Origin of the sequence: Streptomyces sp. NBC_00400 (assembly GCF_036048035.1) — a bacterium.
GTDB lineage: Bacteria > Actinomycetota > Actinomycetes > Streptomycetales > Streptomycetaceae > Streptomyces.
Window position 1 is genome coordinate 4,253,374 of record NZ_CP107940.1, and the last position, 26,072, is coordinate 4,279,445.

Here is a 26,072-nt window from a genome sequence, read left to right on the forward strand (position 1 = left end):
CCGGCCCCCTCCGGCCCGGGGGTGCCGGAGGGAGCCGGGCACGACTTCTTCGTACGGAGGGAGCCACGCCGAGGGCGTGCCAGGGGAGGCGCTCGGCTCCGTACGGATCGGTGTCAGGTCTTGGTGCGGAACTTGGCGACGGCCACCGGGGCGGTGAGGGCGGTCAGCCCCACCGACCACACCAGCGTCCAGAGCACCGGGCCGGCCACCGGGCCCTCGCCCAGGGCGAGTCCGCGGGCCGCATCGGCCATGTGGGTCAGGGGATTGAAGCGGGTGAAGGTGTACAGCCAGTCCGGCATGGTCGAGGGCGGCACGAAGATCGAGGAGCCGAACTCCAGCGGGGTCAGCACCAGGACCGAGAGCCCCTGGATGGCCTGTGCGGTGCGCAGGGTCAGGCCCAGCAGCATGAAGGTCCACACCAGCGAGGTGCCGAACACGGCGGTCAGGGCGGTCGCGGCCAGCAGGCCGGGCCAGTGCCCGGCGACGTCGAAGCCGAGCAGCGCGCCGACGATCAGGAGCACCGTGATGGCCACCAGCATCCGGCCGGTCTCCACCACCACCTTGGCCACCAGCACCGAGGAGCGGCCGATGGGCATCGTGCGGAAGCGGTCCATCACGCCCGTACGGAAGTCGTCGTTGACGCCGACGCCCACGGCCATGGCGATGGTCATGCCGAGGATCACCATCAGCCCCGGTACCAGGAAGGCGGTGTACCGCACGCGGTTACCGCCGGGGTCGATCGAGCCGCCCAGGACGAAGACGAACAGCACGGTCAGCACGACCGGCATCAGCAGCGCGTCGGTCATCGCCGTCGGGTTCTGCCGGATCTGCAGGAGGTTGCGGCGGACCAGCGCGCCGGTGTGCCGCGCGCTCGCCCGCAGTCCGATCCGCCCCTCGTCGGGCACGGGGGCGGACGGTGCGGAGCGGGGCAGGGTCTGAGCGGATGCCACGGCTGCTCCTGTGGTCAGGCCCGGGTGCGGCGCTCGTCGAGCCACTTCTGCCAGTACGTGCGGCGGTCGCTGTCGGGGTGGGCGACGATGATGTCGCCGAGGACGGCGGCGCCGGTGATGCGCACGAGCGGGGTGATGGCTTCCGGGCCGGCGTGCGCCCGGGTCAGATCGCGCACATCCCCGAGGACCTGGCTGCAGTTCATCTCGACCCGGACGCCCTCCGGGAGCAGCAGATGCACATCGCCGACGATCGCACGGGCCGCGATGGTCAGTTCGCCGGTGGACGGTGCCGGGGAGGCACACAGGTCCAGGGTCAGGTCCCCGAAGACCGCGGTCGCCTCGATGCCGTGTTCCAGGACGGGGCTGCGGTGGACGAGGTCGCCGAAGGTGGCGCGGAAGGTGCGCGCTCCCGCCGGACCGGCCGGGCCCGGCGGTGCCGGGGGCGTCACCTGCGGCAGGTCGTCGCCGACGGACATCAACTCCGTGCGGGTACGGGCCAGATAGGCCGCCTCGGACCGTTCGGCCAGCTCCTCCAGGGTTAACCGGCCTTCCACGGCGGCCTCTCTGAGCCGTTCGACCATGTTCTCGCGCTCGGCGTCGGAGGCCAGCACCGAAGGCGACGAGGGGGAAGGGGGCGCCGGATTCTTCTGCAGATCCGGGCGTGGGGGCTGCGTCATGGGTGATGCCTCCGCGGAGTCCGGCGGTGGTGGGGCGCTTGATGGCTCATCCGACCACGTCACCTCCGGGGTGTGCATCGCCGTGCGGTAGTACATCGAAAGGTTGACCCACGGCCCCGCGGCACACAGTTCGGTGTACCCGGCAGCCGGTTTTCCGGTGTGCGCACCGGCCTCTCGGCGCGGCGCCGGACGCAATGCACCGAGGGCATCGAAATGATCTCGGCGGACTCGGTGAAGGGCCGGGGAGAAATCCGAATATCGGTCGACTTCTTCTTGACTGCTTGGTAAAGTGCCGACCACTCATTGTGACTCGGCGATTTGATGCAGCCGGCCGGGATCATCCGTCGTCCGAAATCCGGAGGGTTTGTCGAATGCCTGAGCTGGCGGACACCGGGAGGAGAATCAAAGAGCTCCGGGTCGGCGCCGGTATGACACAGCACGACCTTGCCGGGCCCGACATGTCGTCCAGCTACATCTCGTTGGTGGAACGCGGGAAGCGTATTCCCAGCGGCCGGGCACTCAAGATCCTGGCGGAACGCCTCGGCGTGGGCGTGGAGGAAATATCCGGCACCGGCGGGCAGGCCGAAACCACCGGCCGGGTCCGCAGGCTCGACCTCGTCGGGCGATTGGTGGCGGCGCGCAGGCAATGGGACGGCGGTGACGCCGAGGGCGCGCTGTCCGAATTCCGCGCACTGGCCGAAAGGGAACCGGCAGGGCGGCAGGACGACGTATTTGCCGAGGCGCAGCTCGCCATTGCCGAAATACTGGGCACGCTCGGCCGCGCCGACGAGGGCGCACAGGTCCTGCTGCGGATGCTGGAGGCGCCGGCCCCCGTGCCGTACGCCGAGTCCCGGCTGCGCGCTCTGATCGCGCTGGCCGGTCTGCTGGAATCGGCCGGCCGGGTCCAGGACGGGCTGCGCCACGCACTCACCGGCTACCTCGAATGCGAAGGCCGGCGCCCCGAGACCGGGTTCCACTCGCTGCTGGCCCTCGAAGTGCTCACCCGCTGCGCGTACTGGAGCGGCTGCCCCGACTGGGCTCCGGGCGGCGACCGGGCCCGGCCCCCGGCCGACGGCGTGCTCCCCGGGCCGCACGCCGCCATCGCTCTGCACCGGGCGCTCGACCTGAGTGACCGCGGCGAGGCGGAGCGTGCCGCCGCCCTGCTGGGGGAGTGTGCGCGCCGGGTGACCCCGGCCGCCGGCTTCCCGCTCTGGGAGAAGATCAACGGCCGGTACGCCCTGCTGTTGCTGCACCGGGGCGAGACGGAAGCGGCCCACAGCATCGTCGAGCGGGGGCTGGTGGTGGCCTCGGTGGCGCAGGAACCGGAATTCCCGCTCTGGCTCACGGCCGCCGATGCGGTCCGTGCGGAGGCGGCCGGTGACACCGACCGCCTCTTTGCGCTGGGCGAGCGGCTGGCCGCGCTGCCCGATACCGGCCGCGGTCATGAGAAAGCCGCCGCGCTCGGTGAGATCGCGGCGGCATGTGAGCGGGTGGGGGACCGGGAAAGGGCGGCCGGGCACTTCCGGTATTCCGCGGAACTGTTCCGCAGGGCCCAGGCGTACCGGCACGCCGAGCGGGCCCGGGAACGGCTGACGGCTCTCCTCGAAAAGCGGGACTGACGGCACCGGGGCCGTGTCCGCTGTGGTGCAATGCCACTCTTGCGCGTACTGCGCGTTTATTTATTAGCTTTCTTTCCCAATCCCAGGAGCGCGAACAAGGCCTCCGCGCCACCGATGATCGCCAGGATCAGCCCGGCCTTGTGAAGTGAGACGATCGGGGTCTCCACTTCCTTTGTGGTCAGCCACAGGACCAGACCTGCGATCGCCAGCACAATGCCTACGGCAATACCCTTCATGAGTTCCCCTCGTTCCCTGTGATGTGTCGGAGCGCGTTGTACGGACCAGCGTCCCGCCCGGCCGGCGCATTCGGATCATCCGCAGGTAGGCACTTTCCGTCCCGCCGTCTGTCACTTTCTATGTACTCCCGGCTCTGCCGGGGGAGGCGAAGGGGCCTCGGACGGGGTGGTGAGGGGCCGCCGGGGGAGGCGGCAAGTGTGGGGTGGTGGGCGGCAGGAGTGGGGGGCGACCCCGGGGTGCCCCTGCTCCGGCCGGGGCCTCCACCCCCGCCGCGCGGGCGCCGATGCCCCCGTCAAACAGCAGTCGCATGCCTCCCCCAGTCAAATTTAGTGACTCCGTCAGTCATCTCGCTGAGGGTGTTTCTGCTGGTGTGGGGCCTGCCTGGAAGCGGGGGTGCGGGGTGGTGACTGACCGCCTTCCGTTCAAGCCGTTGACAGCCCAATGACTCACCTGTCATGTTTCTGGTCATGAGGGCGCCCCGAGCGTGACAACGGGGCAGGAAAACAGGAGGCGGGTTTCATGGAGTTGCGCACGGATCGGCGACGCGTGGTCGTCACCGGCTGCGGCGTGGTGTCCCCCGTGGGAAACACCACCGCGGACTTCTGGGCCGCTCTTCTCGCCGGCCGTAGCGGCGTCCGCCCCGTGACCCGCTTCGACGTCTCCGGCCTTCCGGTCCGTATCGGCGGCGATGTCACCGGCTTTGACACGACCGGTTACCTCACTCCGCAGGAAGCCCGGCGCTGCGACCGCTTCACGCAGTACGCGGTGGTCGCCGCGGCGCAGGCGATGCGGGCCGCCGGCCTCGACGAGCCGGCCCGGACCGACCCGTACCGCTTCGCCGCGGTGATCGGCTCCGGCTACGGCGCCGCCAACGCGATCCAGCAGCAGTACGACGTCCTGAAGGTGCAGGGCCCGCGCCGGGTCTCCCCGTACCACTCGGTCCTCACCGCCATCGACCACCCGGCGAGCCTGCTGTCGATCAAGTACGGCATCGGCGGCCCCAGTTGCGCGGTCTCCGCGGCCTGTGCCACCGGCGCGGTGGCCCTCGGCGAGGCGACCGAGCTGATCCGCAGCGGCCGCGCCGACATCGCCCTGGCCGGCGGCACCGACGACGCCCTCACCGCCGTCGACCTGGCCGGCACCGCCAACGCCCAGGCGCTCTCCCGCCGCAACGACGACCCCGAAGGCGCCAGCCGGCCCTTCGACCGTGACCGCGACGGGTTCGTGATGGCCGTCGGCGCCACCGTCCTGACGCTGGAGGAGGCCGGCCACGCCGAACGCCGCGGCGCGGAGATCCTTGCCGAGGTGGCCGGGTATGCGGCCACCACCGACGCCCACCACGCCACCGCCCCCGACCCGACCGGCGCCGGAGCCGTCCGCGCGATGCGCGGCGCGCTCGCCGACGCCGGCCTCGCCCCCGAGGACGTCGGCCAGGTCAGCGCCCACGGCACCGGCACCCTCCTGAACGACCGCATCGAGGCGGCGGCGCTGCGCCAGGTGCTCGGCCCCGACCATCTGAGCCGTACGCCGGTCACCGCGGTCAAGAGCATGACCGGGCACATGCTCGGTGCCTCCGGAGCCGCCGAGGCCGCCGCCGCGGTGCTGTCCCTGCGGGACCGCACGATCCCGCCGGTCCGCAACTGCGACCACCCCGCGGAAGAAGACCTCGACCTGGTCCTCAAGGGCGCCCGCGACTGGGACGGCGATGTGGTGCTGAGCAATTCCTTCGGCTTCGGCGGCCACAACGCCGTCCTCGTACTGACCCGCTACACCCGCTGACGACGCGCCGGACGCGCTGACGACCCGCTCCACGCACCGACGACCGCTCCACGCACCGACGACCGCTCCACGCACCGACGACGCGATCCACGTGCCGACGACCCGCTCCACCCGCTGACGATCCGCCAACCCGCTGAGGAGGGAAACGCACCGTGCAGGGACGACTGGTGACCTTGGAATGGCCCGGCGACGACGACTGGGCAGCGATCGCCTCCTGGCTGCGGCCCGGCTCGCCGGCCGCCGTGCTCAGCGGGGACTGGGAGCTGCTGGGCGCCGCCGAGGTCGAGCAGGCCAACCGCTCCGGCCGGGTCCACCACCTGGTGATCCGCACCAAGGACGGCGAGCGCATCGGCGCCGTCAGCTATCAGCGCTCCGGCCGGATCGGCGGCTTCACCGTCGGGGGCGCGATCGGCTCGCCCGAACTGTGGCGCCGCGGCTACGGCGCGGAGGCCGTCGTCCTGCTCGTCGACTACCTCTTCCACCAGCTCGACGCGCACCGCGTGCAGGTCACCACCGCCGGCTACAACAAGGGCGTCATCCGGCTGATGACCAAGACCCCGTTCGTGGTCGAGGGCATCCTGCGCGACCACTGCTACCTCGACGGCCGGTACCACGACGCGATCGTCTGGGGCCTGCTGCGCGACGAGCACTACGCCTCGCTCAAACCCAGTGAGGACAACCGCGTGCTGGCCGTCGGCCTCGCCGACTTCCTCTCCGACGACGACAAGACCCAGGCCCGCGCCGTCCTCGCCGAGCACCTGGCGACCGGCCGCCGCACCGCACTCGACGCCTACCTGGACGGGGCCGCCGGGCCCGCCCGGCCGGCCGCACCGCTCGCCGCCAAAACCCCCGAGGCCGGTCCGCTCACCGCCGAGATCACCGAGACCGCCGAGCCTGCCGCACCGCCGGCCGCCGAGGCCGGCGCCCCCGCCCCCGCCCGGGGTGCCGCATGAGAGACGGCGCCGAGAGCTTCGCCCTGGCCGACCGCACCTTCTTCGACTGGCCCGGCAACTGGGACCTGGAGGCCACCCGCTTCCCCGCCCCGCCGCTGCCCGACGGCTGGCGGCGCGAGGACAACGAGGCCTGGACCTTCTGCCGTCCCCCCGAGGACCAACTCCCGGACCAGGGCTGGAAGATCCACGTCAGCGCGGCCCCCGGCGACGCCCCCCGCACCCTCGCCGATGTAGCCCGCTACTGCACCCGGCACGGCATCGCCTTCAAGTACCTCAAGAGCGCCAACGTCCTGCGTGCCCTGAGCCGCAAATACGCCCAGCGCTCCTCGGCCGGCAAGCTGCTGACCGTCTACCCGCTGGACGACGCCGAGTTCGCCCGCACCCTCGAAAGGCTCGATGCCCTCGTCGGCGGCCGCCCCGGCCCGTACGTCCTCACCGACCTGCGCTTTGGGCAGGGCCCGCTCCACGTACGCTACGGCGGCTTCCGCACCCACTACACGGAGGACACCGACGGCGAGCTGGTCACCGCCATCCACCGCCCCGACGGCACCCCGGAGCCGGACCGCCGCACCCCGGTCTTCCACACCCCCGACTGGGTCGAGGTGCCGGACGTTCTCAAGGACTCGCTGGCCGCCCGGCAGGCCCTGGACGACTTCCCCTACCGGATCACCGGGGCGCTGCAGTTCTCCCACGGCGGCGGTGTCTACCGCGCCGTCCCGACCGGCGCCGACGCCCTCGGCGCGGGGGAGGCCGGCGTCGTCCTCAAGGAGGGCCGGCCCTACTCCGGCACCGACGGCACCGGCCGCGACGCGGTCAGCCGGATCGCCCACGAGCACCGGATGCTGCAGCGGCTGGCGGGGATGCCCGGGATCCCGCGCACCTTCGGCACCTTCCAGGTCCGCGACCACCTCTTCCTGGTGCTGGAGGACATCGCAGGACAGGACTTCCAGACCTGGCTCGCCGCCCACCACCCGCTGACCGTCCCCGACCCCGACGAGCAGGCCGTCGCGCACTACCGTGACCGCGCGCTGGCCCTGTTCGGCCGGATCGAGGCGCTGGTCGCCACGGTGCACGGCCGCGGCATCCGGATCGGTGACCTGCACCCGGGCAACCTCATCATCAGGCCCGGCGACGAACCGGTCCTCATCGACTTCGAGGTGGCCGACGAACTCGACCGGGCCACCCCCAGCAGCCTCGGCGCCCCCGGTTTCCACCGCGCCGACGCGACCGGCGCGGACGGCGACCACTATGCGCTCGCCGCCATCGGACTGTGGCTCTTCCTGCCGCTGGCCGCCCTCGGCGGGCTCGCCCCGGACAAGGCCCCCGCGCTGCTGGCCGCCGCGGCCGAGCGGTTCGGGCTGCCGGACGCGCTGGTGGCCCGGCTGGCTCCGCAGCTGGCCCCCAACGACAACACGACCTCCACGCTCCGCTCCGCACCGGGCACCTTCCCACCCACCGATGTGCTGGTCTCCCTCGCCCGCGGGCTGCGCGACAGCGCCACCCCGCACCGCTCCGACCGGCTGTATCCCGGCGGCTTCGAGCAGTTCGTCGAGGGCGGCGCCGGCTTCGGACACGGCGCGGCCGGCGTCCTGTGGGCCCGGCACACCGCCCTCGGGGAACGCGACGAGCAGGGCGCGGCCTGGCTGCGCGCCGCCGTCGACCGGGTCCCCGCCGAGCGGATCGGCTTCTACGACGGCCTGCACGGCATGGCCTACGTCTTACGGCAGTTGGGCGACGACGAGGCGGCCCTGCGGGCCCTGGACCGGGCGGCGGACCAGCTCTCCGTACGCCACTGCCCCAGCCTCTACCGCGGTCTGTCCGGCGTCGGCCTGAACCTGCTGCACTTCGCCGACGCGCTCGACAGCGCCGACCTGCGCCGGCAGGCCCTCGGCCTCGCCGACCGCGTCACCGAGCGGCTGGCCACAGCCCGCACCGAACCCGTCGAGCGCCGCCGCCGGCGCGGCTCGAAGGACGCCGCCGGCCTGATGTACGGCTGGTCGGGCGCCGCGCTCTTCCTCCTGACCGCCCACCGGGCCACCGGGGACCCCGCGTTGCTGGACGAGGCGGTACACGCCGTCCACCGCGACCTCGACCGGTGCGCACCGGGCCCGCAGCACACCCTCCAGGTGGACGAGGGCTTCCGGCTCCTGCCCTACCTGGACAACGGCAGCGCCGGTATCGCCCTGGTGGCGGCCGAAGTGCTCCGGGTGCGCGACGACGACCGGATCCGCGCGGCGCTGCCCGCCCTGCTGCGTGCCTGCGCCGCCGACTTCGTCATCGAGTCGGGGCTGCTGGGCGGACGCGCGGGCCTGCTCGCCACCCTGGCGGCGCTCCGTGACCGGGTGCCGCTCTCCCCGGACACCGGGGAGCTGCCGGACGGCCCCGCGTTGAGCCGCGCAGCCGTCGACCGGTATCTGAGCCGTCATCTGACCCGGCTCGGCCAGCACGCCATGACGTGGAACGGCGCGACGGTCTTCCCCTGCGACGGCCGCGCCCGGATCTCCATGGGCCTGGCCGACGGCGGTGCCGGCGTCCTGCTGGCGCTCTCCGCCACCGAACGGGGCACCCCGCTGCTCCCGTTCCTCACCGACTCGCGCCTCGCGGCGGCCGTTCATCCGGCCGCCCCGGGACGCGCCGGCGGCGCTCACCGCGCCGCCACCCCCACCGCCCCGTCCGGGGCGGCGGGCACTGCGCACCGCGGAAGGGAGGTGTCGTCAGATGACCATCATGGACCTTCAGGGCCTGGAGGTGCCGGGCGAGCGTGACGCTCAGGCGCTCGGCTCGACCGTCTCCGGCGGCTGCTGACGCGACGCCGGGCGGACCGCGCACTGTCATGCACGGTCCACCGGCTCCAGGTGTCCCGCAACGGCACCTGGCACGTCATCACCGTGATTCCGCACCACGACGAGTCCCCGGGAGGAGGTGTCGTAGATGACCATCATGGATCTTCAGGGTCTGGAGGTGCCGGGCGAGCGTGACGCTCAGGCGCTCGGCTCCACCATCAGCGGCGGCTGCTGACACAGCCGGCCACACGGTGTGCGTATTCCACCACGCGCCGTGTATCTCACCGTACACATGTCCACCGATCCGCGGAAGGGAGGTGACGAGATGACCATCATGGACCTTCAGGGCCTGGAGGTGCCGGGCGAGCGTGACGCCCAGGCGCTCGGCTCCACGATCAGCGGCGGCTGCTGACACGGCGCCCGGCGGCCCCCTGCTACGGCACGGGCCGCCGGGCCTCTGTGTGTGACGGACGTCTGCGCCTGGCGGATGTCCCGGGCGCCACAGCGCTCCCGAACACACCCGAACACACCCCAACACACCCCATGAACCACGGCCGTCGGACGGAGGCCAGGTGAACGACCCGGTGGGCCCGGCCCGCTCCCTGTGCCTCATCGGCTGCGGCCCGCGCGGCGCCTCGATCGTCGAGCGGATCCTCGCCAACGTCCCCGCCCTGTACGGCGACCGGCCCCTGGACCTGCACATCGTTGACCCGTACCCGCCGGGCGCGGGCCGCACCTGGCGCACCGACCAGCCCGGTCTGCTGTGGATGAACTCCGCCGCCGAGCAGGTCACGATGTACCCCGACGAGAGCGTGGAGTGCGCCGGTCCGCAGCGCCCCGGCCCCACCACCGCCGGCTGGCTCGACGCCCCGCTGCACGACGGCGCCTACGCCGCCCGCCGCGACCAGGGCCGCTATCTGCGGCACTTCTTCGAGACCGTCACCCGCGAGCGGCCCGCCTCGGTGCGGCTGTACGTCCACCGGGCGCGGGTGGTCGATCTGCGGCGCACGCCCGCCGGGGCCACGCCGGGCGGGCGGGGCCGCCAGCAGGTGCTCCTCGACTCCGGCCAACCGCCCTTCCTCGCCGACCGGGTGGTGTTCGCCCAGGGCCACACGGACACCCGCGCCGCCCCCGCACCGGCCGGCCTGACCCGGCTCGGCCCCGGCCCCGCCGACCCGGAGGCGCTGGCGGCCGTCCCGCCCGGCGCGCGGGTCCTGGTCCGCGGCCTGGGCCTGGTCTTCATCGACTGTCTGGCGCTGCTGACGGAGGGCCGCGGCGGCCGCTTCGTCCGCCCTGCCCCCGGCGGCCCGCTGCGCTATCTGCCGTCCGGGCGCGAGCCCCGGCTGTACGCGGGCTCCCGGCGTGGCGTCCCCCTGCCGCCCAAACCGGCGTATGGGCCACCGGCCGCCCCCCGGGCGGCCCCAGCGCCCCTGGCAGCCCCCGCCGCGCCGCGCTTCGCCACCGTCGACGCCTGCCGGGCCGTGCTGTCCCGGCCCGGCGCCTCCTTCGGGGGCGAGGTGTGGCCGCTGGTGGTGGCCGAACTGGGCTGGTGCCACTACCGGGCCCTCTTCGCCGGGCAGCCCGCCCGTACCCGTATGAGCTGGCCGGATTTCGACGCCCAGTACGCCCTGCTGCACCCCGACGCCGACCGGCTGGCCAAACTCGCCCGCGAGGCGGTGCCCGACCCCGCCGACCGCCTCGACCTGGACCGGCTGGCCGCCCCGCTGGCCGGGCTGCGGTTCGCCGGCCCCGACGACCTCCAGCGCCGGCTGCGCGGCCTGCTCGCCGAGGAGCTGCGCCGCCGCACGGGCCCCGCGAGCGGTGTCGCCACCGCCCTGGTCGACGGCCTGCAGCGGGCCGGCGCGGTCATCGAGGAGCTGTGGCGCTCCGGCGAGCTGTCCGCCGGCCAACTGGCGGAGGCACTGAGCCACTTCGCACTCGGCACGTACCTCAGCTCGGGCCCGCCACCGCTGCGCGCCGAGCAACTGCTGGCGCTGGCCGAGGCGGGCGTGGTGACGTTCGTGGGCCCCGGGATGCGGGTGTCGCCCGTACTCGGAGACGGGGCCGTGCCCGGAGACGGGTCCTTGCCCGGAGACGGGGCCGCGCACGGGCACGGGACCTTGCCCGGAGACGGGACCTTGCCTGGAAACGGGGCCCCGGGGAGTGCCCCGCGCCGCGCCGTCTTCCGCGCGACCAGCCCCGCCCTCCCCGGCACCGTGTACGAGGCGGACATCCTCCTCGACGCCCGGCTGGCGGCGCCCGACCCCGACCGCGTGACCGACCCCCTGCTGCGCGCCCTGCTGTCCCGCGGCGAACTGGTCCAGGAGCGGCCCGGGGACGGCGCGGCCGGCATGCTGCGGCTGTCCGGCGCGGACCTGCACCCCGTCGACTCGACCGGCACCGTGCACCACGACCGGACCATCGCCGGACCGGCCCAGTTCCCCCGCCCGCACACCAACGCCGTCTACTTCCGCCAGAACGACGCGATCGCGCGCGGCCTGCTCGCCGGCGACTGAGCGCGGGCCGCCCGGCCCGGGGGCCGCCCCCGCCCGGCCCCCTCCCCGCTCCTCACCCCCGCAGCGCGATCCCGTGCTGTTGGGCCAGGATGGCGGCCTGTACCCGGCTGCGCAGGTTGAGTTTCGACAGGATCCGGCTGGTGTGTGTTTTCACGGTGCCCTCCGCGAGGTGGAGGGTTTCGGCGATGGCGCTGTTGGCCAGGCCGCGGGCTATACAGGCCAGTACCTCCAACTCCCTTTTGGTGAGGGTGTCGAGGGCCTGTGCGGCGCCCGCCGGGAGGGTGGGGCCGGCCACCGGGGGCCGGCCGGCGAACTCGGTGATCAGGCGCCGGGCGATGGCGGGGGTGAGGAAGCCGTCCCCGTGTGCCACCTCCCGTACCGCGCTGACCAGTACGGCCGGCTCCGCGTTCTTGAGGATGAAGCCGCCGGCGCCGGCCCGTAGCGCCCCGAAGATGTACTCGTTGAGGTCGAAGGTGGTCAGCACCAGCACCTCGGCGAGTCCGCGCTCCACGATCCTGCGGGTGGCGGCGACCCCGTTGAGCTGCGGCATCTGGACGTCCATCAGGACCACATCGGGCCGTAGTTCGGCGGCCATCCGGACCGCCGCCGCGCCGTCGCCGGCCTCGCCGACCACCGTGATGCCGGGGTCGGTCTGCAGCACCAGCACCAGTCCGGAGCGCACCGCGGCCTGGTCATCGGCCACCAGGACCCGTATGCCCTCGGGCCGTATGTCCTCGGGCCTGCCCGCCGGGACGTGGTCCGGCGCATCCGCCGGCCCGCCCCTCCGTCCGTCCGCCGCCGGCTCCTCCGCCGGCCCGTTCACCAGCCCCTCCACTAACCCCTCCACTGACTCCTCCGCCTGCTGCTGCACTGGCTGCTCCGCCTTTCTTGTCCCTTAGGAGTGCTGTGTCAGCGGGAGCACGGCCCGCACCCGCCAGCGTCCGGGGGCGGTGCGGTCGGGTCCCGCGTCGAAGATGCCGCCGACCAGGGCGGCCCGTTCGGACATCCCGGCGAGGCCGGCGCCCGCTCCGGTGGTCAACTGCGCCACGGGGCGCTGCCGGGCCCGGCCGTCGGGGCGGGCCAACGGGCTGTCGACCGAGAGGGTCAGCTGCCCGGCGCCGGTCTCACAGCGGATGTGCACCCGCCCCGCCGAGGCGTGCTTGAGGACATTGGTCAGAGCCTCCTGCACGATGCGGTACGCCGTCACCTCGATCACCGAGGACACTTCGGGGAAGTGCTCGGGGAACTCGGTGTGCAGCGTCAGCGCCGCCGCGTCGGCGGCCGGCCTGGCCTGTTCGACGAGCGACCCCAGCGCGTTCAGCTGGGGCCGGTCCCAGTCGTCGTCCACCCCCCGGTCGGAGCGCAACAGCACCACCATCCGCCGCATTTCGGCCAGCCCCTGCACACTGTTCTCGCGGATCACCGCGAGCGCCCGCAGTACCGGATCCTCCTCATCCCCCTCCTTGGCGGCGCCGCCTTTCTCCCCCTTCGTCCCGGCCAGCGAGAGCACGGCGCTGGAGTGAATGGCGATGGCACTGAGGTGGTTGGCCACCAGATCGTGCAGCTCACGGGCCATCCGGGTGCGCTCGGTCTGCAGTACGGTCTTGCGGTCCAGCTCCGCCAGCCGGTTGATCTGCGCGGCGCGCTGCCGTTCGGTGTCCGCCCGCTCCTTGTGGTTGCGTATCAACACCCCCGTCCACACCGGGGAGATGAGCAGCAGCGCGACGATGACACCGGTCGTCACCCCCTCCGAGCGGTCGCCGGTGAGAACGAGGACCACGGTGGTGGCGAGGGTGGCCGTGACGCTCCCGGTCTGCAGCAGCCGGCACAGCCAGGGGGCGCCGTACAGCGCGGCCGCATAGAGCAGATCGGTGTAGATGAGGACCGGGCCCAGGCCACCGCTGGACATGGTCTCCACGGTGACGGTGAGGGTGCCGACGGCGACGGCGGCCGCCGGCCGCGCACTGCGCAGGGCGGTCGCGGCGCACAGCACGAGGACCGGCAGGACGGCCTGCCAGGCGGGGATATCGCCCCCCCTCACCTGCGAGCCGCCCACGACATACAGAATCAGACAGCCGGCAAAGAAACCCACCGCCAATCTGAGGTCACGGAGCGGTACGGGGCGGTGGCGCGCGTGCGTACTGGTGAAAAGACGTAACCACACACGAGGACAGTACTTCCGTGCGCTGCCTGTTCTCCTGGCCCTGGCGCCCGAATTTGGGTCCGGCTCTCGTACATCGAAGTATGTAGCCGTACATCAGCAAGAGGGATGACTCGAAGGTTCCGGAGGATCTGCAAACCTTGGGCTGTCTGTATCGATCGATGTAGGCGGAAAAGGGGGAGAGAAGAAACTGTACGACGGGCCGTCACTCACCCAGTACGGCCCAGGCACCGCTCAACTGTGGAGGACGGAAAGTACGTGGAAACGAACGCCGCTCTTCTCCAACGCTGTCCGGAGCCCCTTGACCTGGGCGTTCCGGATCACTGGCAGCACCCAGGCCGGGCACGCCCGGCACCGCTCGCACCCGCACCCGCACCTGCTCACGATCACCCGGACATCCTGTCCACACCCGTCCCGCTCTTCGTGGTCCCCGTAGGATCCACCCCTCCCCACGGACCGGGAACGGGACTGTCCCCCGACATCTGCCCGGACCTCAACGGCCACTCCCGGGCCACTCTCGGCGCCGCGTCCCGCAGCCGGCTGCTGGCCCGCCTCCCCGACCGGGTGAGCGCCGCGATGGCCGCCGCCTGCCACTGGGAGTTGTACGGAACCCGCGGCCTGCTGATCGTGGCCTGCGGTGAGGACGCCCGTCAGATGGGCTTCTCGGTGGAGTCCGTCCGCACCGGAGCGTCCTTGCCGCACACCCCGTACGAGGTGCTGACGGACCAGGAGGCCCGCACCGCGGCAGGGAGCCCGGGCGCCGAACAGGAACGCCTCGTCACCCGTTTCTGGGTCCGCAAGGATGCCGCGCTGCAGGCCGTCGGCGGCGGTCTGTCCCTCGCCCCCGAACGTATCGAGGCCGGTTTTCCCGGCGACCGCGGCACGGTCCTCGTCCCGGGTCCGCAGGGCCTCGAAGTCCCCGTACTGGTAAGGAACTTCACCTTCTCGGCCGCCTACGAGTTCGCCGTCGCCACCCCGGAACCCCTCGCCCTCACCCCGTCATTCGCCTATTCGGTCAGGTAAATGCCCGTTTCTGCGGGGGCGGCGGCAAGGGCACCGGACCGGAATTGCTGTGGCTGGCCTGAATTCGGGCCTTGACGGCCTTGACGTAGGGCGATGGCACAGAAATTGGGCGGCAGAATCCCCGGCGACGGGGCCAAAGGGCCGTGCGATGCGGGGGTCTCGCTTTGCACCCACCCGGGTGAAACACGCGCATGTCGCACTCCCCGGGCCCCCGGAAAACCATATTGCCGGGTTAGTTGGTGCGTGCCCACCGGTCGTGGCGAGTACTGCGTCACGGCGTTGCCGGAGCACAGCGGAGGATTCCCGTCATGCCGTCGCCCCTCGCCACACGGTCCGCCGAAAGAGTCCTGCCCGTGCTGCTGGTCCTCCTGGGCGTCGCGGGCCTGGCCGGTCTCACCGGTCCGGGCGCCGCGGCGGCCGGGCCGTCCTTCGGCCCGCCGGGGCCCGACTGGGAGCGCATCGCCGCCTGTGAGAGCAACGGCCGCTGGCACATCAACACCGGCAACGGCTACCACGGCGGTCTGCAGATCGACCCCGCCACCTGGCGTGCCTACGGGGGTCTCCGCTACGCCCCGCGTGCCGACCTCGCCACCCGCGCCGAGCAGATCGCCGTCGGTGAGCGCATCGCCCGGGACCGCGGCCTGTCCGCCTGGCCCAACTGCGCCGGCTCCACCAACGGCTCCGCAGGCAGCTCCGCCCCCGCCGACCGGCAGGCCTCCGCCGACCGGCAGACCTCCACGGCCGACCGGATTCCCTCGGCCGACCGGGCCCCCGCTCCGCGCGCCCACCGCGCGCCCATCGCCACCAAGGCCCGCACCTATGTCGTGCATCCCGGCGACTGTCTCTCCGCCATCGCCGAACGCGCCCACACCCGGGGCGGCACCAAAGGCCTGTACGTCCTGAACAAGCATGCGCTCGACCAGGGCCCGGACCACATCTACCCCGGACAGCGGCTGCGGCTGCGGAGGTGAGAACGGCGCCGCGGCCGCGTCGGGGGCGGGGGACGGTCCGCGCACGGCGTCCGGGCACACCGCCGGCGAAGCCCGTCAGGCGGTGACGGGGAGAGCCGTCACGGTGAATCCACTGCTCGGTCAGAGTGAATGCGCGGGACGGGCCGTTGCTCAGGCTTGGTGGATGGGAGAAGGCCCGATAGCAAGTCCGCGGGTACCCAACCGCGAGGTGCAGGAGCACACAGTGAAGAACATGGCACGCATCAATTTTGTGATCGCAGGAGCTTGCGGCCTGCTCCTGGCGGCCGGGGCGTCGCCCGCCCAGGCATGGGACGGGGGGCCGTACGGCCTCGACGGGGTGTGGAACAGCGACACGGTGGCCAGCTTCCACGCCGGCTTCAGCTGCCGCAACCGGGCGAGGATCTGCATCAACGGCCCGCTGAACAGTGGAAACGTCAGCAACTCGCAGAACGTCCACCTGTCCGGCAACAACACCGACAGCGGTAGCCCGACCAACGTCAACGGCAACACCAACGACGACGCCGGCGGCACCACCGGAGCCGAGAACAAGACCAGCAACGACATCCAGCACGTCGGCCGCGGCGGCAGGCAGCACCTGTGACCCGACCCTGATCCGGCCGTGATCCGGCCCTGGACCGCCCTCCGGCCCCGGCCCGTCCGGGGCCGGAGGTGTGTGCGGGACCGGAGGTGTGCGCGGGGGGTTCTGCGGTGGTGGGTACGGAGGCGGGTGCGGCGGTGTTCCCTTCCCGGGCCGCCGCGCCCGGACATGACGATCGCCCGGACATGACGATCGCCCGGCGGACCATCCGCCGGGCGATCGGTGGACGGCGCGCGGGCCGTGGCCGCAGTCGTCCTCAGGAGGTCATGGGCCCGCTCAGTGCAGGAAGCCTCCGAGGATGCGCTGGATGTTGTTGTTGCTGCCCGCCGACGCACCGGTGGCGGAGTTCGCGCTGTTGGTGGACCCGTTGGTGTTGTGGACATTGCCGCTGTTGTTCGGGTTGCCGTGGTTGAGGAAGTTGCCGCTGTTGAGGCTGTTGCCGCTGTGCACCGGCCCGTTGATGCAGGGGTGCGGGGACTTGGCCACCGGGGACTTGTAGTTGAAGTCCGCGAGGCGGTTGTTGCAGACCACCCCGGAGACCATGCCGGTCACGGTGCCGACATCGGCGCCTGCCACGGCCGAGAGCAGGGACTCGCCCGGAACGGTCTGCGCACGGGCCATCCCGCTGCCGAACAGCACCAGCCCGCACGCCCCGACGATACTTCCCGCCTGCACAATTCTTCTCACGTCGCTCCTCGCCGATTCGTCCTTCTGATGCCAGACGTATCGTGCTGCCGTTGCCGTCCCGCCGCCTCGTTCAACCCGCGGGGAGCAAAACGCTCGTCGGCCACAATCAGCCGGGTGGCCCAACAATTCGCGAGCGTTTCCGGGCAGGCGAAGACGTGTGCGCGGGCACGCCGGCGGCGGGTGTGCCCACGGCCGCCTACAGCACCAGCCGCTCCGGCATGGGCTGCTCCACACCGTCCAGCTCCAGCGTGCAGCGGGGCATGGAGGGGACCAGGTGCGGCTGGCGCAGCAGGACCCGGAAGGGGTGGGCGGGCTCTTCGGGGAGTTCGCCGGTCAGCACGTTCATACCGGCGCGGTGTTCCTTCCGGTAGGCGACCACCTTGCCGTCGACCAGCAGCTCGACCTCCCCGGTCCGGCCGGGCCCGACATTCACGGTGATCGAGTGATCACCCTGGTCCAGGTGGAAGTGGTGGCGGTGTCCCATGACGCACCTCCGGCGAATCGGTCCGTACCACCAGCGTGCCACCCCCGCGACCGGCAGTCCTTTCGTACCTCGCGCGCACCTCCCCGTGCCGGGGGTGCGAGCGACAATGGGGGTGGGCGCCGGACCGGCCGGTTCACGGAGTGCGGGCCGTCATGGCCTGTTCCCGGGGACCGGGCGCGGGCCCGGCAGGAGACGACGATGAACGGTTCGGTCCGTGTCGGACAGGTGGTCGGGGTGCCGCTGCGCATGCACTGGAGCGTGCCGCTGCTGGTGGGCCTGTTCGCGTACGGACTCGGCCATCAGGGGCTTCCCGTCTGGACGCCGGGCCGCTCGGATGCCGTCTACGCCCTGGCCGGTGTCATCGGGGCCGTGCTGCTCATGGGCAGCCTGCTGCTGCACGAGACGGCCCATGCGGCGACCGCGCTGCGGAAGAAGATCTCCGTCCAGGACGTGACGCTGTGGGCGTTGGGCGGTACGACCCGGATGGGGCGGCCGCAGTCCGCCCGCGCGGCCTTCGCGGTGGCCGTCAGCGGGCCGCTCACCAGCCTGGTCATCGGCGGCATCGCGCTCGGGGCCGGGTTTGGGCTGCACGGGCTGTCCGGCTGGGCGGTGCCCTCCGTCGTCCTGGCGTGGCTGGGCTGGGCGAACCTCTTCCTGGGCGTGTTCAATCTGCTGCCCGCGGTACCGCTGGACGGCGGGCGGGTGGTGCAGGCGGTGCTGTGGTGGCGCACCGGGGACCGGGACCGGGCGGATCTGGCGGCGTCCCGGGGCGGCCAGATCATGGGGCTGCTGCTGGTGGCCGCCGGCTGGATCTCCGTGCTGCGCGGCGCACCGGGCGGGCTGTGGATCGTCTTCATCGGCCTCTTCGTCATGGTCGTCGCCGGGGCGGAGCGGCGCCGCGCCGCCCTGCACACCGCGCTGCGGGGGGTACGGGTCGCCGAGGCCATGACCAGCCCGGTGGCGACGGGCGCCGACTGGCTGACCGTCCAGCGCTTCATCGACGAGGTCGTCGTGCACTCCCGCCACTCCGCGCTGCCGCTGCTCGACTTCGACGGCCGCCCCAGCGGCATCGTGCAGATCCGCCGGCTCGCGGCGGTGCCAGGGCCGAGCCGGGAGACGGTGCGGGTACGCGAGGCGGCGACCCCGCTGTCCCAGTGCGCGGTCGCCGCTCCGGACGATCTGCTCAGTGACGCGCTCGACAAGATCAGCCTGCGTACCGGGGCGCGCCTGCTCGTCGTGGACGCCGGGCACCTGGTGGGGATCGTCACCGGGAAGGACATCGTCCGGATGATGCAGCGCACCACGCTGAGCGGCAGGCGGACGGATGGACAGACCGGCGGGCAGACCGACTGACAGGGGGCGGGCAACGGGGCGGGCAGACGGGCTGACAGACCCGGCGGCCGTCGGCGGGGTACGGCTGACGGACCGGCGGCCGGACGGCCCCGCCCGCCGTCGGTGTCCTCGACGGGCGCCCGAGGGGACCGGGTGGCCACAATGGACGTACGGCAGGCCACGGGGGAGGACGGCCCGCCGTGGCGGAGTACCGCAGCACCGGAGCCGGCCCATGCCCTACCTCACCGTGACCGCCCTGAGCCACACCGGGCTGATCCGCGAGCACAACGAGGACAGCCTGGTGGCCGGCCCCTGGACGCTCTGCGGCACGGTGACCGAGAACCCGCAGACGCTGGTGTTCCCGCTCGGCAGCCCGCTGGTCGTCGCGGTCGCCGACGGGATCGGCGGACAGCCGGGCGGGGAGGTGGCCAGCGCACTGGTCGTCCGGCAGCTGGCCGCGCTGGGCCCTTCGCTGGAGGGCGAGGAGGCGGTGCGGGAGGCCCTGGACCTGTGCAACCGTGCGGTGTACGCGGCAGCCGGGCGGGACCCGGAGCTGACGACCATGGGCACCACGGTCGCCGGCGCGGTCGTCGGGGAGAAGTCCGTACGGGTCTTCAACGTCGGTGACAGCCGGGTCTTCGAGGCGGCCGGTGACGGCCTGCGCCAGGTGAGCGTGGACGACAGCCCACCGCTGTGGCCGGGGCGGCGCACCACCTCGCTCCTCACCCAGGCGCTCGGCGGCGCCCGGGAGTTCAGCGCCGTCGTCCCGCACCTCACGACCGCGCCGCTGTCCGTGGGCGACCGCTATCTGGTGTGCAGCGACGGGCTGACCGACCCCGTCCCGGAGGAGGACGTCGGCGGTCTGCTGCGGCTCCACTCCGGCGGCCGGGCCGTCTTCGAGCTGTGGAAGGCGGCCATCGAGGCGGGCGGGCCCGACAACATCACGCTGGCGCTGATCACCGTCGGGGAGTGAGGCGGGCCGGTGCGGGGCGGCGCCGGCCCGGGGCGGCACCGGCCCGGGGCAGGCCGGTCCGAGCCGGCACCGGCGGGACCCGGCCGAGGGGCGTACGGCGGCCCGCCCTCGGGATAACCCCAGCACGGCGCTCCCGGCAGCCGGATGGGCGGCGGACCGCCGCTCAACAACAGTTCCTCCATGACGACTTACCGGAAGTCTCACCTGACGGCCCACGCCCGCCGCACCCTTGTGCTCACGCTCTCCGCCGCAGCCGTCGCCGGCACCCTGGCCGCTCTCTCCCCGGCGGCCCGCGCCCAGGCCCCCGGTGCCGCGGCCCGCGCCCCCGGCACCTCGGGGCCCGCCCTCGCCTGGGGGCCGTGCGCCGGGCCCGGCCTTCCCGGGCAGGAGTGCGCCGAGCTGCCCGTACCGGTCGACTACCGCGACCCGGACGGGCCGCAGCTCCCCCTCGCCGTGTCCCGGGTGCGCAGCGACCGGCCCGCGGCCCGCCGGGGCACGCTGCTGGTGATCCCCGGCGGGCCGGGCGGATCCGGGGTGGCACGGATGGTGGCGAAGGGGAAGGCGCTGGGGAAGGAGATGGCCGGGGCCTACGACCTCGTCAGCTTCGATCCGCGGGGAACGGGCGGCAGTGCGAAGGCGGGCTGCGGACTCGGCGCCGACGACCGGCATCTGGTCGCCCTGCTGTCCTGGCCGGAGCCGGGCGGCGGCATCACGGAGAACATCGCCCGGTCCCGGCGGATCGCCGAGGCGTGCGGCCGGCACGGCGGCGCCGTGCTGCGCAGCATGTCCACCGCGAACGAGGTGCGCGATATCGACCGCCTCCGCCGGGCCCTGGGCGAGGAGAAACTGTCGGCCTGGGCCGCCTCGTACGGGGCCTACGTCGGGGCGGTGTACGCGCAGAAGTACCCGCAGCACACCGACCGCTGGGTGCTGGACAGCAGCGGTGACCCCGACCCGTCCCGGGTGGGGCGGGGATGGCGGGCGAACATGGCGGTGGGCGCGGACGACCGGTTCCCCGACTTCGCGGCCTGGGCGGCGGACCCGGCCCGGGAGGACGAGGGACTGCGGCTGGCCGAACGCCCCCAGGACGTACGGCCGTTGTTCCTCGCGCTGGCGGCGAAGCTGGACCGGGTGCCGAAGGAGTCCGCCACGAAGGGCGTCCCGCTGACCGGCAACCGGCTGCGCCAGGCCCTGCTGAGCGCCCTGGGCGGCGACCGCCTCTTCCCCCAGCTGGCCCGGCTCGTCCGGCAGGCCCAGGACCCGGCCGTGCGGCCGGTGCTGCCCGATGCCCTCGCCGGGCCGCTGCCGGACGAGCAGGCCGCGGCGGTGACGGCCACCGTCTGCAACGACGTGCGCTGGCCGGCGTCGGACGCCGTATACCGGCGCGCGGTGGCCCTCGACCGCGCCCGGCACCCGCTCACGGCCGGGCTGCCGGTGAACGTCACGTCCTGCGCCTTCTGGAAGAACGCACCGGCGCAGCAGCCCACGCGGATCACCGCCGACGGTCCGTCCAACATCCTGATGCTCCAGAACCGCCGGGATCCCGCCACGCCGTACTCCGGCGCCCTGAAGATGCGTCAGGCCCTGGGCGGCCGGGCCCGCCTGGTCACCCTGGAGCACGGCGGCCACGAGGCCTACCTGGGCAACGGCACCGCCTGCGGGGACCGGGCGGTCACCGCCTTCCTGACGACGGGGCGGCGCCCGGAGCGGGACGCGTACTGCGCCGACTGAGCCGGGCGAGGGCCGGGGCGGTGCCGGGGCCGGGGGCCGGCGGGTCCTCGGGCCGACCTCCCCAGGGGTCCCTGGGGAGACACCCCTGGCGCGGACGGGCGACATGGCTGCCGGCGTGCGCCGTGCGGGGCGGTGCCGCGTCTAGGTTGGCCGGATGAGCGCGGCAGGGAGCACCGTCCGGGCAGAAGTGCTCCTGGGCACGCTGGGGTCCGTGCTGCTGGGTGCCGGCGGATGGGGGTCCGGTGCGCTGCCGCGGGGCGTTCCTGACGGGGTGTGGGGGCGGCCCGGCGAGCCGCTGCAGTGCGTGGGCGTCGCCGTGTCGTACGCCGGGCTGGTGCTGCTGATCGCCGCGTGGTGGCGGCTGGGGAGGCGGGTCGCGGACGGGACGGCCGGCGGGTGGCGGCCGCTGCGCAGGGCGCTGTGGTGCTGGGTGCTGCCGCTGGTGCCGGGCCCGTTGCTGGGCAGCAGCGACGCCTACAGCTACCTCGCCCAGGGCGCGCTGGCGGGCCGCGGACGCGATGTGTACGCGCTGGGCCCGGCGGCGCTGGGCGGGCCGCTCGCGGCGAACGTCCCCGGGATGTGGCACGACACCCCGGCCCCGTACGGGCCGCTGTCCGTCGCCGCGGCGCGGGCCGTGGTGGCGGTCATCGGGGAACATCATGTGGTGGCCGCTGCCCTGGGGCTGCGGCTGGTGGCGGTGGCCGGGCTGGCCCTCCTGGTGTGGGCCCTGCGGCGGCTGGCGGAGGCATCGGGCTCCGGTGCGGCCGGGGCGCTGTGGGCCGGCGCGCTCAACCCGCTGGTGCTGCTGCACCTGGTCGGCGGGGCGCACAACGAAGCGCTGATGCTGGGGCTGATGGCGGCCGGGCTGCTGGCGTTTCGCCGGGGGCGCTGGGGCGTGGGGACCGTCGTCCTGACCGCGGCGGTGCTCGTGAAGGCTCCCGCCGTGGTGGCCCTGCTGTGCGCGGCGGCGGTGACCGTGGCGGGGCAAGGCGGCGGGTGGCCAAGGGTGCGGCAGGCGGCGGGGATCGCCGGGGTGGCCGCGGTCGCCCTGATGGCGGGGGTGGCGGGGTGCGGCCAGGGATGGGGGTGGCTGTGGACCCTCCGTACGCCCGCCGAGGTCCACACCCTGCTGTCCCTGAGCACGGATGCGGGCCATCTGCTGGGCTGGGCGGCGCAGGGGCTGGGGTGGGGCACCGCGGCCGGTGCGATGACGGCCGCGCGGCTGGCCGGGCTGCTGGTGGGCCTGGGGGCGGTGGGGTACTGGGTGCGGTGCGCCCCGCGGGCCGGCGCCGAGCGGGCGACGGGGGCGGCGCTGCTGGTGCTGGTGGCTGCCGCTCCGGTGGCGCAGCCGTGGTACGCGCTGTGGGCGGTGGTGCCGCTGGCGGCGGTGTCCTGGCGACGGCTGGCGGGGCGCGGCGCCCGGGCGGCGGTGGTGGGGCTGACGCTGGTGGTGATGCCCTCGGGGCAGGGGCCCACCTGGGCGAGCGGCCCGGCTGCCGTCATCGGGGGAGCGGTGGCACTGGCGGCGGTGCTGCGGTGGGCGTCTAAGGCGCGGCCGGTGCCGGCGCCGGACGCCGTCGTCCCCCGCGCAGCAGCCACCACGCGCCGGTGAGCGCGCCGAGCGGAATCTCCAGCAGATGAGTGAAGGTGGCGAACAGCAGCATGGCCGAGGCCACGGCCGCGGGGGCGCCGCCGAGGGCGACCAGCGCGACGGCGGCGGCGCACTCGGTGACGCCGATGCCGCCGGGGGTGAGGGCGATCTGGGTCAGCAGCCGGCTGGCCGCGAACACCGCCAGCGCCTCGCCCGCTCCCGTACGGGAGCCCGCCGCCTGCAGACAGGCCAGGAACAGTGCGCCCTGGGCCGCGAGGGTGGCGGCCATGCCGCACACCAGCCGCGCCCAGGAACGGCGGACGATGTCCCGGCTCTCGTCGCGCAGCCGCACCGTGAGCTGCCGGGCGCGCCGGGCGCGGTGCCGCAGCGCTCCGGCCGGCGTGGCCTGCAGACGGGCGGCGGGTGCCCGGCGGCAGCGGCGCAGCACCGGCCACCCGGCCGCGAGCGCCACCGGCAGGGCGAGGACCACCCCGCCCGCGGCCGCCGCCCAGCCGATGCCGGGTACGGGGGTCCCCACCAGCAGCAGTGCGCCCACCGCCGACAGGACCAGCCGCGCGGCCACGTTGCACACCCCGGTGAGCGCGACACACACGGCCACGGCGTGCGGCGGATGCCCCCAGCGGCGCGTCATGGCGTAGGTGACCGCGACGCCCGCACCGCCGCCGAGCGGCAGCAGATTGCTGACGGCGCTGCCGGTGCAGTGCACCAGCAGTGCCTGGCGCGGCGTCAGCCCGGGGAGTGCGGCGCCGAGTACGTAGGTGTAGCTCCACAGCGTGGCACCCGCCAGGGCGCACAACAGCGCCACCTGCGGGCCGCTGATGTGCCCGAGGTGGGCCCGGACGGCGGCCCAGTCCGTGCCCGCCGCCCTCGGCACGGCCAGGGCCAGCAGGACGAGGCCGGCGGCGGAGGAGAGCAGGCCCAGCAGCCGCAGGGCGGACTTCGGCAGGCGTGCGGTGAGCGGTGTCATCGGCCGCGTGCCGCCGCCGCGGCGCCCGGCAGGGTGGCCAGCGGATCGCGCAGGACGGGGCCCGCGGGCAGCCCGCGCTGGATGAACCACTCGGTCCCCAGCACCTGGCGGAAGGCCGGTCCGGGCAGGCGGCCCAGGGCGGCCAGGGTGCGTTCGGAGTCGCCGCCCCGGGCCTGGCTGAGGTGCGCGGACATGCTGGCGCGCTTGGCCCGCCAGTGCCGTTTGACCGGTACCCGGTGGGTGATCTCGGAGCGTGCGCCGTAGGCCTGCCGGAAGGAGTCCCGGTCGAACTCCGGCGGGAAGCGGTGGACCCAGGAGGCGGCGCGCAGTCCGCGCAGCAGGAGGGTGCGGTCGACGGTGGCCTCCAGCACCACCGGGGTGCCCGCCAGGCGGGCGGCGCGGTAGCCGACCCGGTGGACCTGGACGTGATCCGGATGCCCGTAGCCGCCGGCCGGGTCGTAGACCGTCAGCAGGTCGGCACGCTCCTCGGTGAGCAGCGCGGCCAGCCGGCCGGCCGCCTCCTCGACCTCCGCCGAGGCGAACGGCTGGGCGCCGTCGCGGACCGGGGCCGGGCCGGGGGCGTGCCCGGAGTCGGCGTAGCCGAGGAAGGCGACCCGGGAGCAGCCCAGGATCCGGGCGGAGGCGTGCGCCTCCTCGCGGCGGACCCCGCCCAGGCCGCGGTCCTGCAAGGACTTCGGTGCCAGGCCGCGCTCGCCCGCCGTGGCCAGCACCAGCACCACGCGGTGTCCTTCACCGGCCAGGCGCGCCATGGTGCCGGCGGTCAGCAGCGCCTCGTCGTCCGGATGCGCATGAAAGAACAAGCACGTATGTCTCACGAACCATGCTTTACCACCCCATACTGGGGGACTTCACGCCCCATTTCGGAAGTGCAGCCATGATCCTTCACATTTCAGACTGCTTTGCGCCGCGGACCGGAGGTATCGAAATCCAGGTCGCCGCGCTGGCCGCTGCGCAGCACCGGGCGGGCCAGGCCGCCGAGGTCGTCACCGCGACGCCCGCCGGGCCGGGGGCGGAGACGGCCCCGTGGCCGTACCCCGTGCACAGGATCAGCGCGCGGCTGCCCGGCCAGCTGCCCGTTCACCCCAGAGCGGGACACGCCATCGACCGGCTGTTGACGGCACGTCACCCACGAGTGGTGCATGTGCACCTGGGCGCGGCCTCCCCGTTCGCCTGGGCCGCGCTGGCCTGCGCCCGCCGCCGGGGCATCCCCGCCGTGGCCACCGTTCACAGCATGTGGGACCCGGTGGTGCGCGCGCTGTACCGGCTGCTGAGCCGGACCGGGCACGGCCCCACCGCTCCGGTGGCCGTGACGACCGTGAGCAGGTCGGCCGCCCGGCTGATCCGGCAGGCCCTTCCTGACGTCACCCCCCGGGTCATCCCCAACGGCATCGATGCCGCGTGGTGGCGCAGCCCGGGAGCCGCGGTCGAGCGCCAGGACGGCCGGGTGCACGTCGTCGCCGTCGGCCGGCTCGTGCCGCGCAAGGAGCCGATGGAGCTGCTGGCGGCGCTGCACTCCGCCCATGCGCGGCTGTCCCGGCGGGGCACCGCCCTGCGCGCCACGTTCGCCGGCGCCGGGCCCAGCGCGGGGCCGATACAGCGCTATCTGCGCCGCAACGGGATGGACAGCTGGATCCGCCTCGCGGGCCGGCTGCAGCCCGGGGAGGTACGGGAGCTGCTGACCGGGGCCGATCTGTTCGTCAACCCCTCCCGCCGGGAGTCCTTCGGGATCGCGGCCCTGGAGGCACGCACCAGCGGACTGCCGGTCCTGGCCCGGGCGCACACCGGCGTCGCCGACTTCGTACGGCACAACCGTGAGGGCGCCCTGTGCGGCCACTCGGCCTTCGCCCTGGCCGACGAGGTGCTGTGGCTGGCCCGTACCCCGGGGGCGCGGCGCACCCTGGCCGCCCACAACTGGGAGACCGAGCCGGTGCACTGCACCTGGCCCGTGGTCACCGAAGCGTTCGCCCACGCCTACGACGACGTCAGCCGCTGACGCAC

Annotated in this window: 24 protein-coding genes; 15 read left to right on the forward strand and 9 right to left on the reverse strand. The window is 73.7% G+C overall.

Annotation, left to right across the window (positions count from 1 at the left end):
- Positions 1-113: 113 nt before the first annotated feature.
- Together OHS81_RS18500 and OHS81_RS18505 are read right to left on the reverse strand one after the other, a co-directional pair.
- Positions 114-950 carry an ABC transporter permease gene (locus OHS81_RS18500; RefSeq protein WP_328385851.1) on the reverse strand — a complete coding sequence of 279 codons (837 nt, stop codon included), beginning with the start codon at positions 948-950 and terminating at the stop codon, positions 114-116.
- Between the two features lie 14 nt (positions 951-964).
- The gene (locus tag OHS81_RS18505) at positions 965-1,627 is read right to left on the reverse strand and encodes a DUF1707 SHOCT-like domain-containing protein (protein ID WP_328385852.1); all 663 of its coding nucleotides are present in this window, start codon (positions 1,625-1,627) and stop codon (positions 965-967) included.
- 371 nt (positions 1,628-1,998) lie between these two features.
- Between OHS81_RS18505 and OHS81_RS18510 the strand changes: the two genes are divergently transcribed.
- On the forward strand, positions 1,999-3,246 hold the full coding sequence (locus OHS81_RS18510; RefSeq protein ID WP_328385853.1) for a helix-turn-helix transcriptional regulator: 1,248 nt from the start codon (positions 1,999-2,001) through the stop codon (positions 3,244-3,246).
- 56 nt (positions 3,247-3,302) lie between these two features.
- On the opposite strand, the gene OHS81_RS18515 is transcribed toward OHS81_RS18510, so the two are convergent.
- Positions 3,303-3,482, reverse strand: a complete 180-nt coding sequence (locus tag OHS81_RS18515; protein WP_088798687.1) for a DUF5708 family protein — start codon at positions 3,480-3,482, stop codon at positions 3,303-3,305.
- 520 nt (positions 3,483-4,002) lie between these two features.
- Here OHS81_RS18515 and OHS81_RS18520 point away from each other — a divergent pair.
- The 6 genes from OHS81_RS18520 (at position 4,003) to OHS81_RS18540 (ending at position 11,514) form a co-directional block, all read left to right on the forward strand.
- Positions 4,003-5,262, forward strand: coding sequence for a beta-ketoacyl-[acyl-carrier-protein] synthase family protein (locus OHS81_RS18520; protein ID WP_328385854.1), 1,260 nt, complete (start codon positions 4,003-4,005; stop codon positions 5,260-5,262).
- Positions 5,263-5,414: 152 nt separating this feature from the next.
- The gene (locus OHS81_RS18525; RefSeq protein ID WP_328385855.1) at positions 5,415-6,215 is read left to right on the forward strand and encodes a GNAT family N-acetyltransferase; all 801 of its coding nucleotides are present in this window, start codon (positions 5,415-5,417) and stop codon (positions 6,213-6,215) included.
- The gene (gene lanKC, locus OHS81_RS18530) at positions 6,212-8,980 is read left to right on the forward strand and encodes a class III lanthionine synthetase LanKC (protein ID WP_328385856.1); all 2,769 of its coding nucleotides are present in this window, start codon (positions 6,212-6,214) and stop codon (positions 8,978-8,980) included. The genes OHS81_RS18525 and lanKC overlap by 4 nt, the downstream gene beginning before the upstream one ends.
- A 175-nt stretch (positions 8,981-9,155) precedes the next feature.
- A complete protein-coding gene (locus OHS81_RS37455) occupies positions 9,156-9,233 on the forward strand; it encodes a hypothetical protein (RefSeq protein WP_358463345.1) in 78 nt (25 codons plus the stop codon).
- Between the two features lie 57 nt (positions 9,234-9,290).
- Positions 9,291-9,410 (forward strand): class III lanthipeptide, encoded by a 120-nt coding sequence (locus OHS81_RS18535; RefSeq protein ID WP_206739719.1) that lies wholly within the window; start codon positions 9,291-9,293, stop codon positions 9,408-9,410.
- Between the two features lie 160 nt (positions 9,411-9,570).
- Positions 9,571-11,514, forward strand: a complete 1,944-nt coding sequence (locus OHS81_RS18540) for an FAD/NAD(P)-binding protein (RefSeq protein ID WP_328385857.1) — start codon at positions 9,571-9,573, stop codon at positions 11,512-11,514.
- 52 nt (positions 11,515-11,566) lie between these two features.
- Here OHS81_RS18540 and OHS81_RS18545 read toward each other — a convergent pair whose 3' ends face one another.
- Both OHS81_RS18545 and OHS81_RS18550 read right to left on the reverse strand, forming a co-directional pair.
- Positions 11,567-12,229, reverse strand: a complete 663-nt coding sequence (locus OHS81_RS18545; RefSeq protein WP_256331777.1) for a response regulator — start codon at positions 12,227-12,229, stop codon at positions 11,567-11,569.
- A 180-nt stretch (positions 12,230-12,409) separates the two neighbouring features.
- On the reverse strand, positions 12,410-13,570 hold the full coding sequence (locus OHS81_RS18550) for a sensor histidine kinase (protein ID WP_328385858.1): 1,161 nt from the start codon (positions 13,568-13,570) through the stop codon (positions 12,410-12,412).
- A 363-nt stretch (positions 13,571-13,933) separates the two neighbouring features.
- Between OHS81_RS18550 and OHS81_RS18555 the strand changes: the two genes are divergently transcribed.
- The 3 genes from OHS81_RS18555 to OHS81_RS18565 all read left to right on the forward strand — a co-directional run bounded on the left by OHS81_RS18555 (position 13,934) and on the right by OHS81_RS18565 (position 16,270).
- Positions 13,934-14,698, forward strand: coding sequence for a hypothetical protein (locus OHS81_RS18555; protein WP_328385859.1), 765 nt, complete (start codon positions 13,934-13,936; stop codon positions 14,696-14,698).
- Positions 14,699-15,006: 308 nt separating this feature from the next.
- Positions 15,007-15,669, forward strand: a complete 663-nt coding sequence (locus OHS81_RS18560) for a transglycosylase family protein (RefSeq protein WP_328385860.1) — start codon at positions 15,007-15,009, stop codon at positions 15,667-15,669.
- A gap of 232 nt (positions 15,670-15,901) precedes the next feature.
- On the forward strand, positions 15,902-16,270 hold the full coding sequence (locus OHS81_RS18565) for a hypothetical protein (protein WP_328385861.1): 369 nt from the start codon (positions 15,902-15,904) through the stop codon (positions 16,268-16,270).
- 273 nt (positions 16,271-16,543) lie between these two features.
- Here the strand turns inward: OHS81_RS18565 and OHS81_RS18570 are convergent, their stop codons facing one another.
- Together OHS81_RS18570 and OHS81_RS18575 are read right to left on the reverse strand one after the other, a co-directional pair.
- Positions 16,544-16,942, reverse strand: a complete 399-nt coding sequence (locus OHS81_RS18570) for a hypothetical protein (RefSeq protein WP_328391241.1) — start codon at positions 16,940-16,942, stop codon at positions 16,544-16,546.
- 208 nt (positions 16,943-17,150) lie between these two features.
- On the reverse strand, positions 17,151-17,438 hold the full coding sequence (locus tag OHS81_RS18575) for a hypothetical protein (RefSeq protein WP_328385862.1): 288 nt from the start codon (positions 17,436-17,438) through the stop codon (positions 17,151-17,153).
- Positions 17,439-17,636: 198 nt separating this feature from the next.
- On the opposite strand from OHS81_RS18575, the gene OHS81_RS18580 reads away from it, so the two are divergent.
- From OHS81_RS18580 to mptB, 4 genes are all read left to right on the forward strand, one after another.
- A complete protein-coding gene (locus tag OHS81_RS18580; RefSeq protein ID WP_328385863.1) occupies positions 17,637-18,791 on the forward strand; it encodes a site-2 protease family protein in 1,155 nt (384 codons plus the stop codon).
- A 211-nt stretch (positions 18,792-19,002) separates the two neighbouring features.
- Positions 19,003-19,743, forward strand: coding sequence for a PP2C family protein-serine/threonine phosphatase (locus OHS81_RS18585; protein ID WP_328385864.1), 741 nt, complete (start codon positions 19,003-19,005; stop codon positions 19,741-19,743).
- A gap of 180 nt (positions 19,744-19,923) precedes the next feature.
- A complete protein-coding gene (locus tag OHS81_RS18590; RefSeq protein ID WP_328385865.1) occupies positions 19,924-21,474 on the forward strand; it encodes an alpha/beta hydrolase in 1,551 nt (516 codons plus the stop codon).
- A 154-nt stretch (positions 21,475-21,628) separates the two neighbouring features.
- Positions 21,629-23,086 carry a polyprenol phosphomannose-dependent alpha 1,6 mannosyltransferase MptB gene (gene mptB / locus OHS81_RS18595; protein ID WP_328385866.1) on the forward strand — a complete coding sequence of 486 codons (1,458 nt, stop codon included), beginning with the start codon at positions 21,629-21,631 and terminating at the stop codon, positions 23,084-23,086.
- On the opposite strand, the gene OHS81_RS18600 is transcribed toward mptB, so the two are convergent.
- Positions 23,019-24,053: a lysylphosphatidylglycerol synthase domain-containing protein gene (locus OHS81_RS18600; protein ID WP_328385867.1), complete on the reverse strand. Its 1,035-nt coding sequence runs from the start codon at positions 24,051-24,053 to the stop codon at positions 23,019-23,021. The two genes, mptB and OHS81_RS18600, sit on opposite strands and share 68 nt — an antisense overlap.
- A complete protein-coding gene (locus OHS81_RS18605; RefSeq protein WP_328385868.1) occupies positions 24,050-24,874 on the reverse strand; it encodes a PIG-L deacetylase family protein in 825 nt (274 codons plus the stop codon). The genes OHS81_RS18600 and OHS81_RS18605 overlap by 4 nt, the downstream gene beginning before the upstream one ends.
- A 74-nt stretch (positions 24,875-24,948) precedes the next feature.
- Here OHS81_RS18605 and OHS81_RS18610 point away from each other — a divergent pair, with 74 nt between their 5' ends.
- Positions 24,949-26,067, forward strand: a complete 1,119-nt coding sequence (locus OHS81_RS18610; RefSeq protein WP_328385869.1) for a glycosyltransferase family 4 protein — start codon at positions 24,949-24,951, stop codon at positions 26,065-26,067.
- Positions 26,068-26,072: the final 5 nt, after the last annotated feature.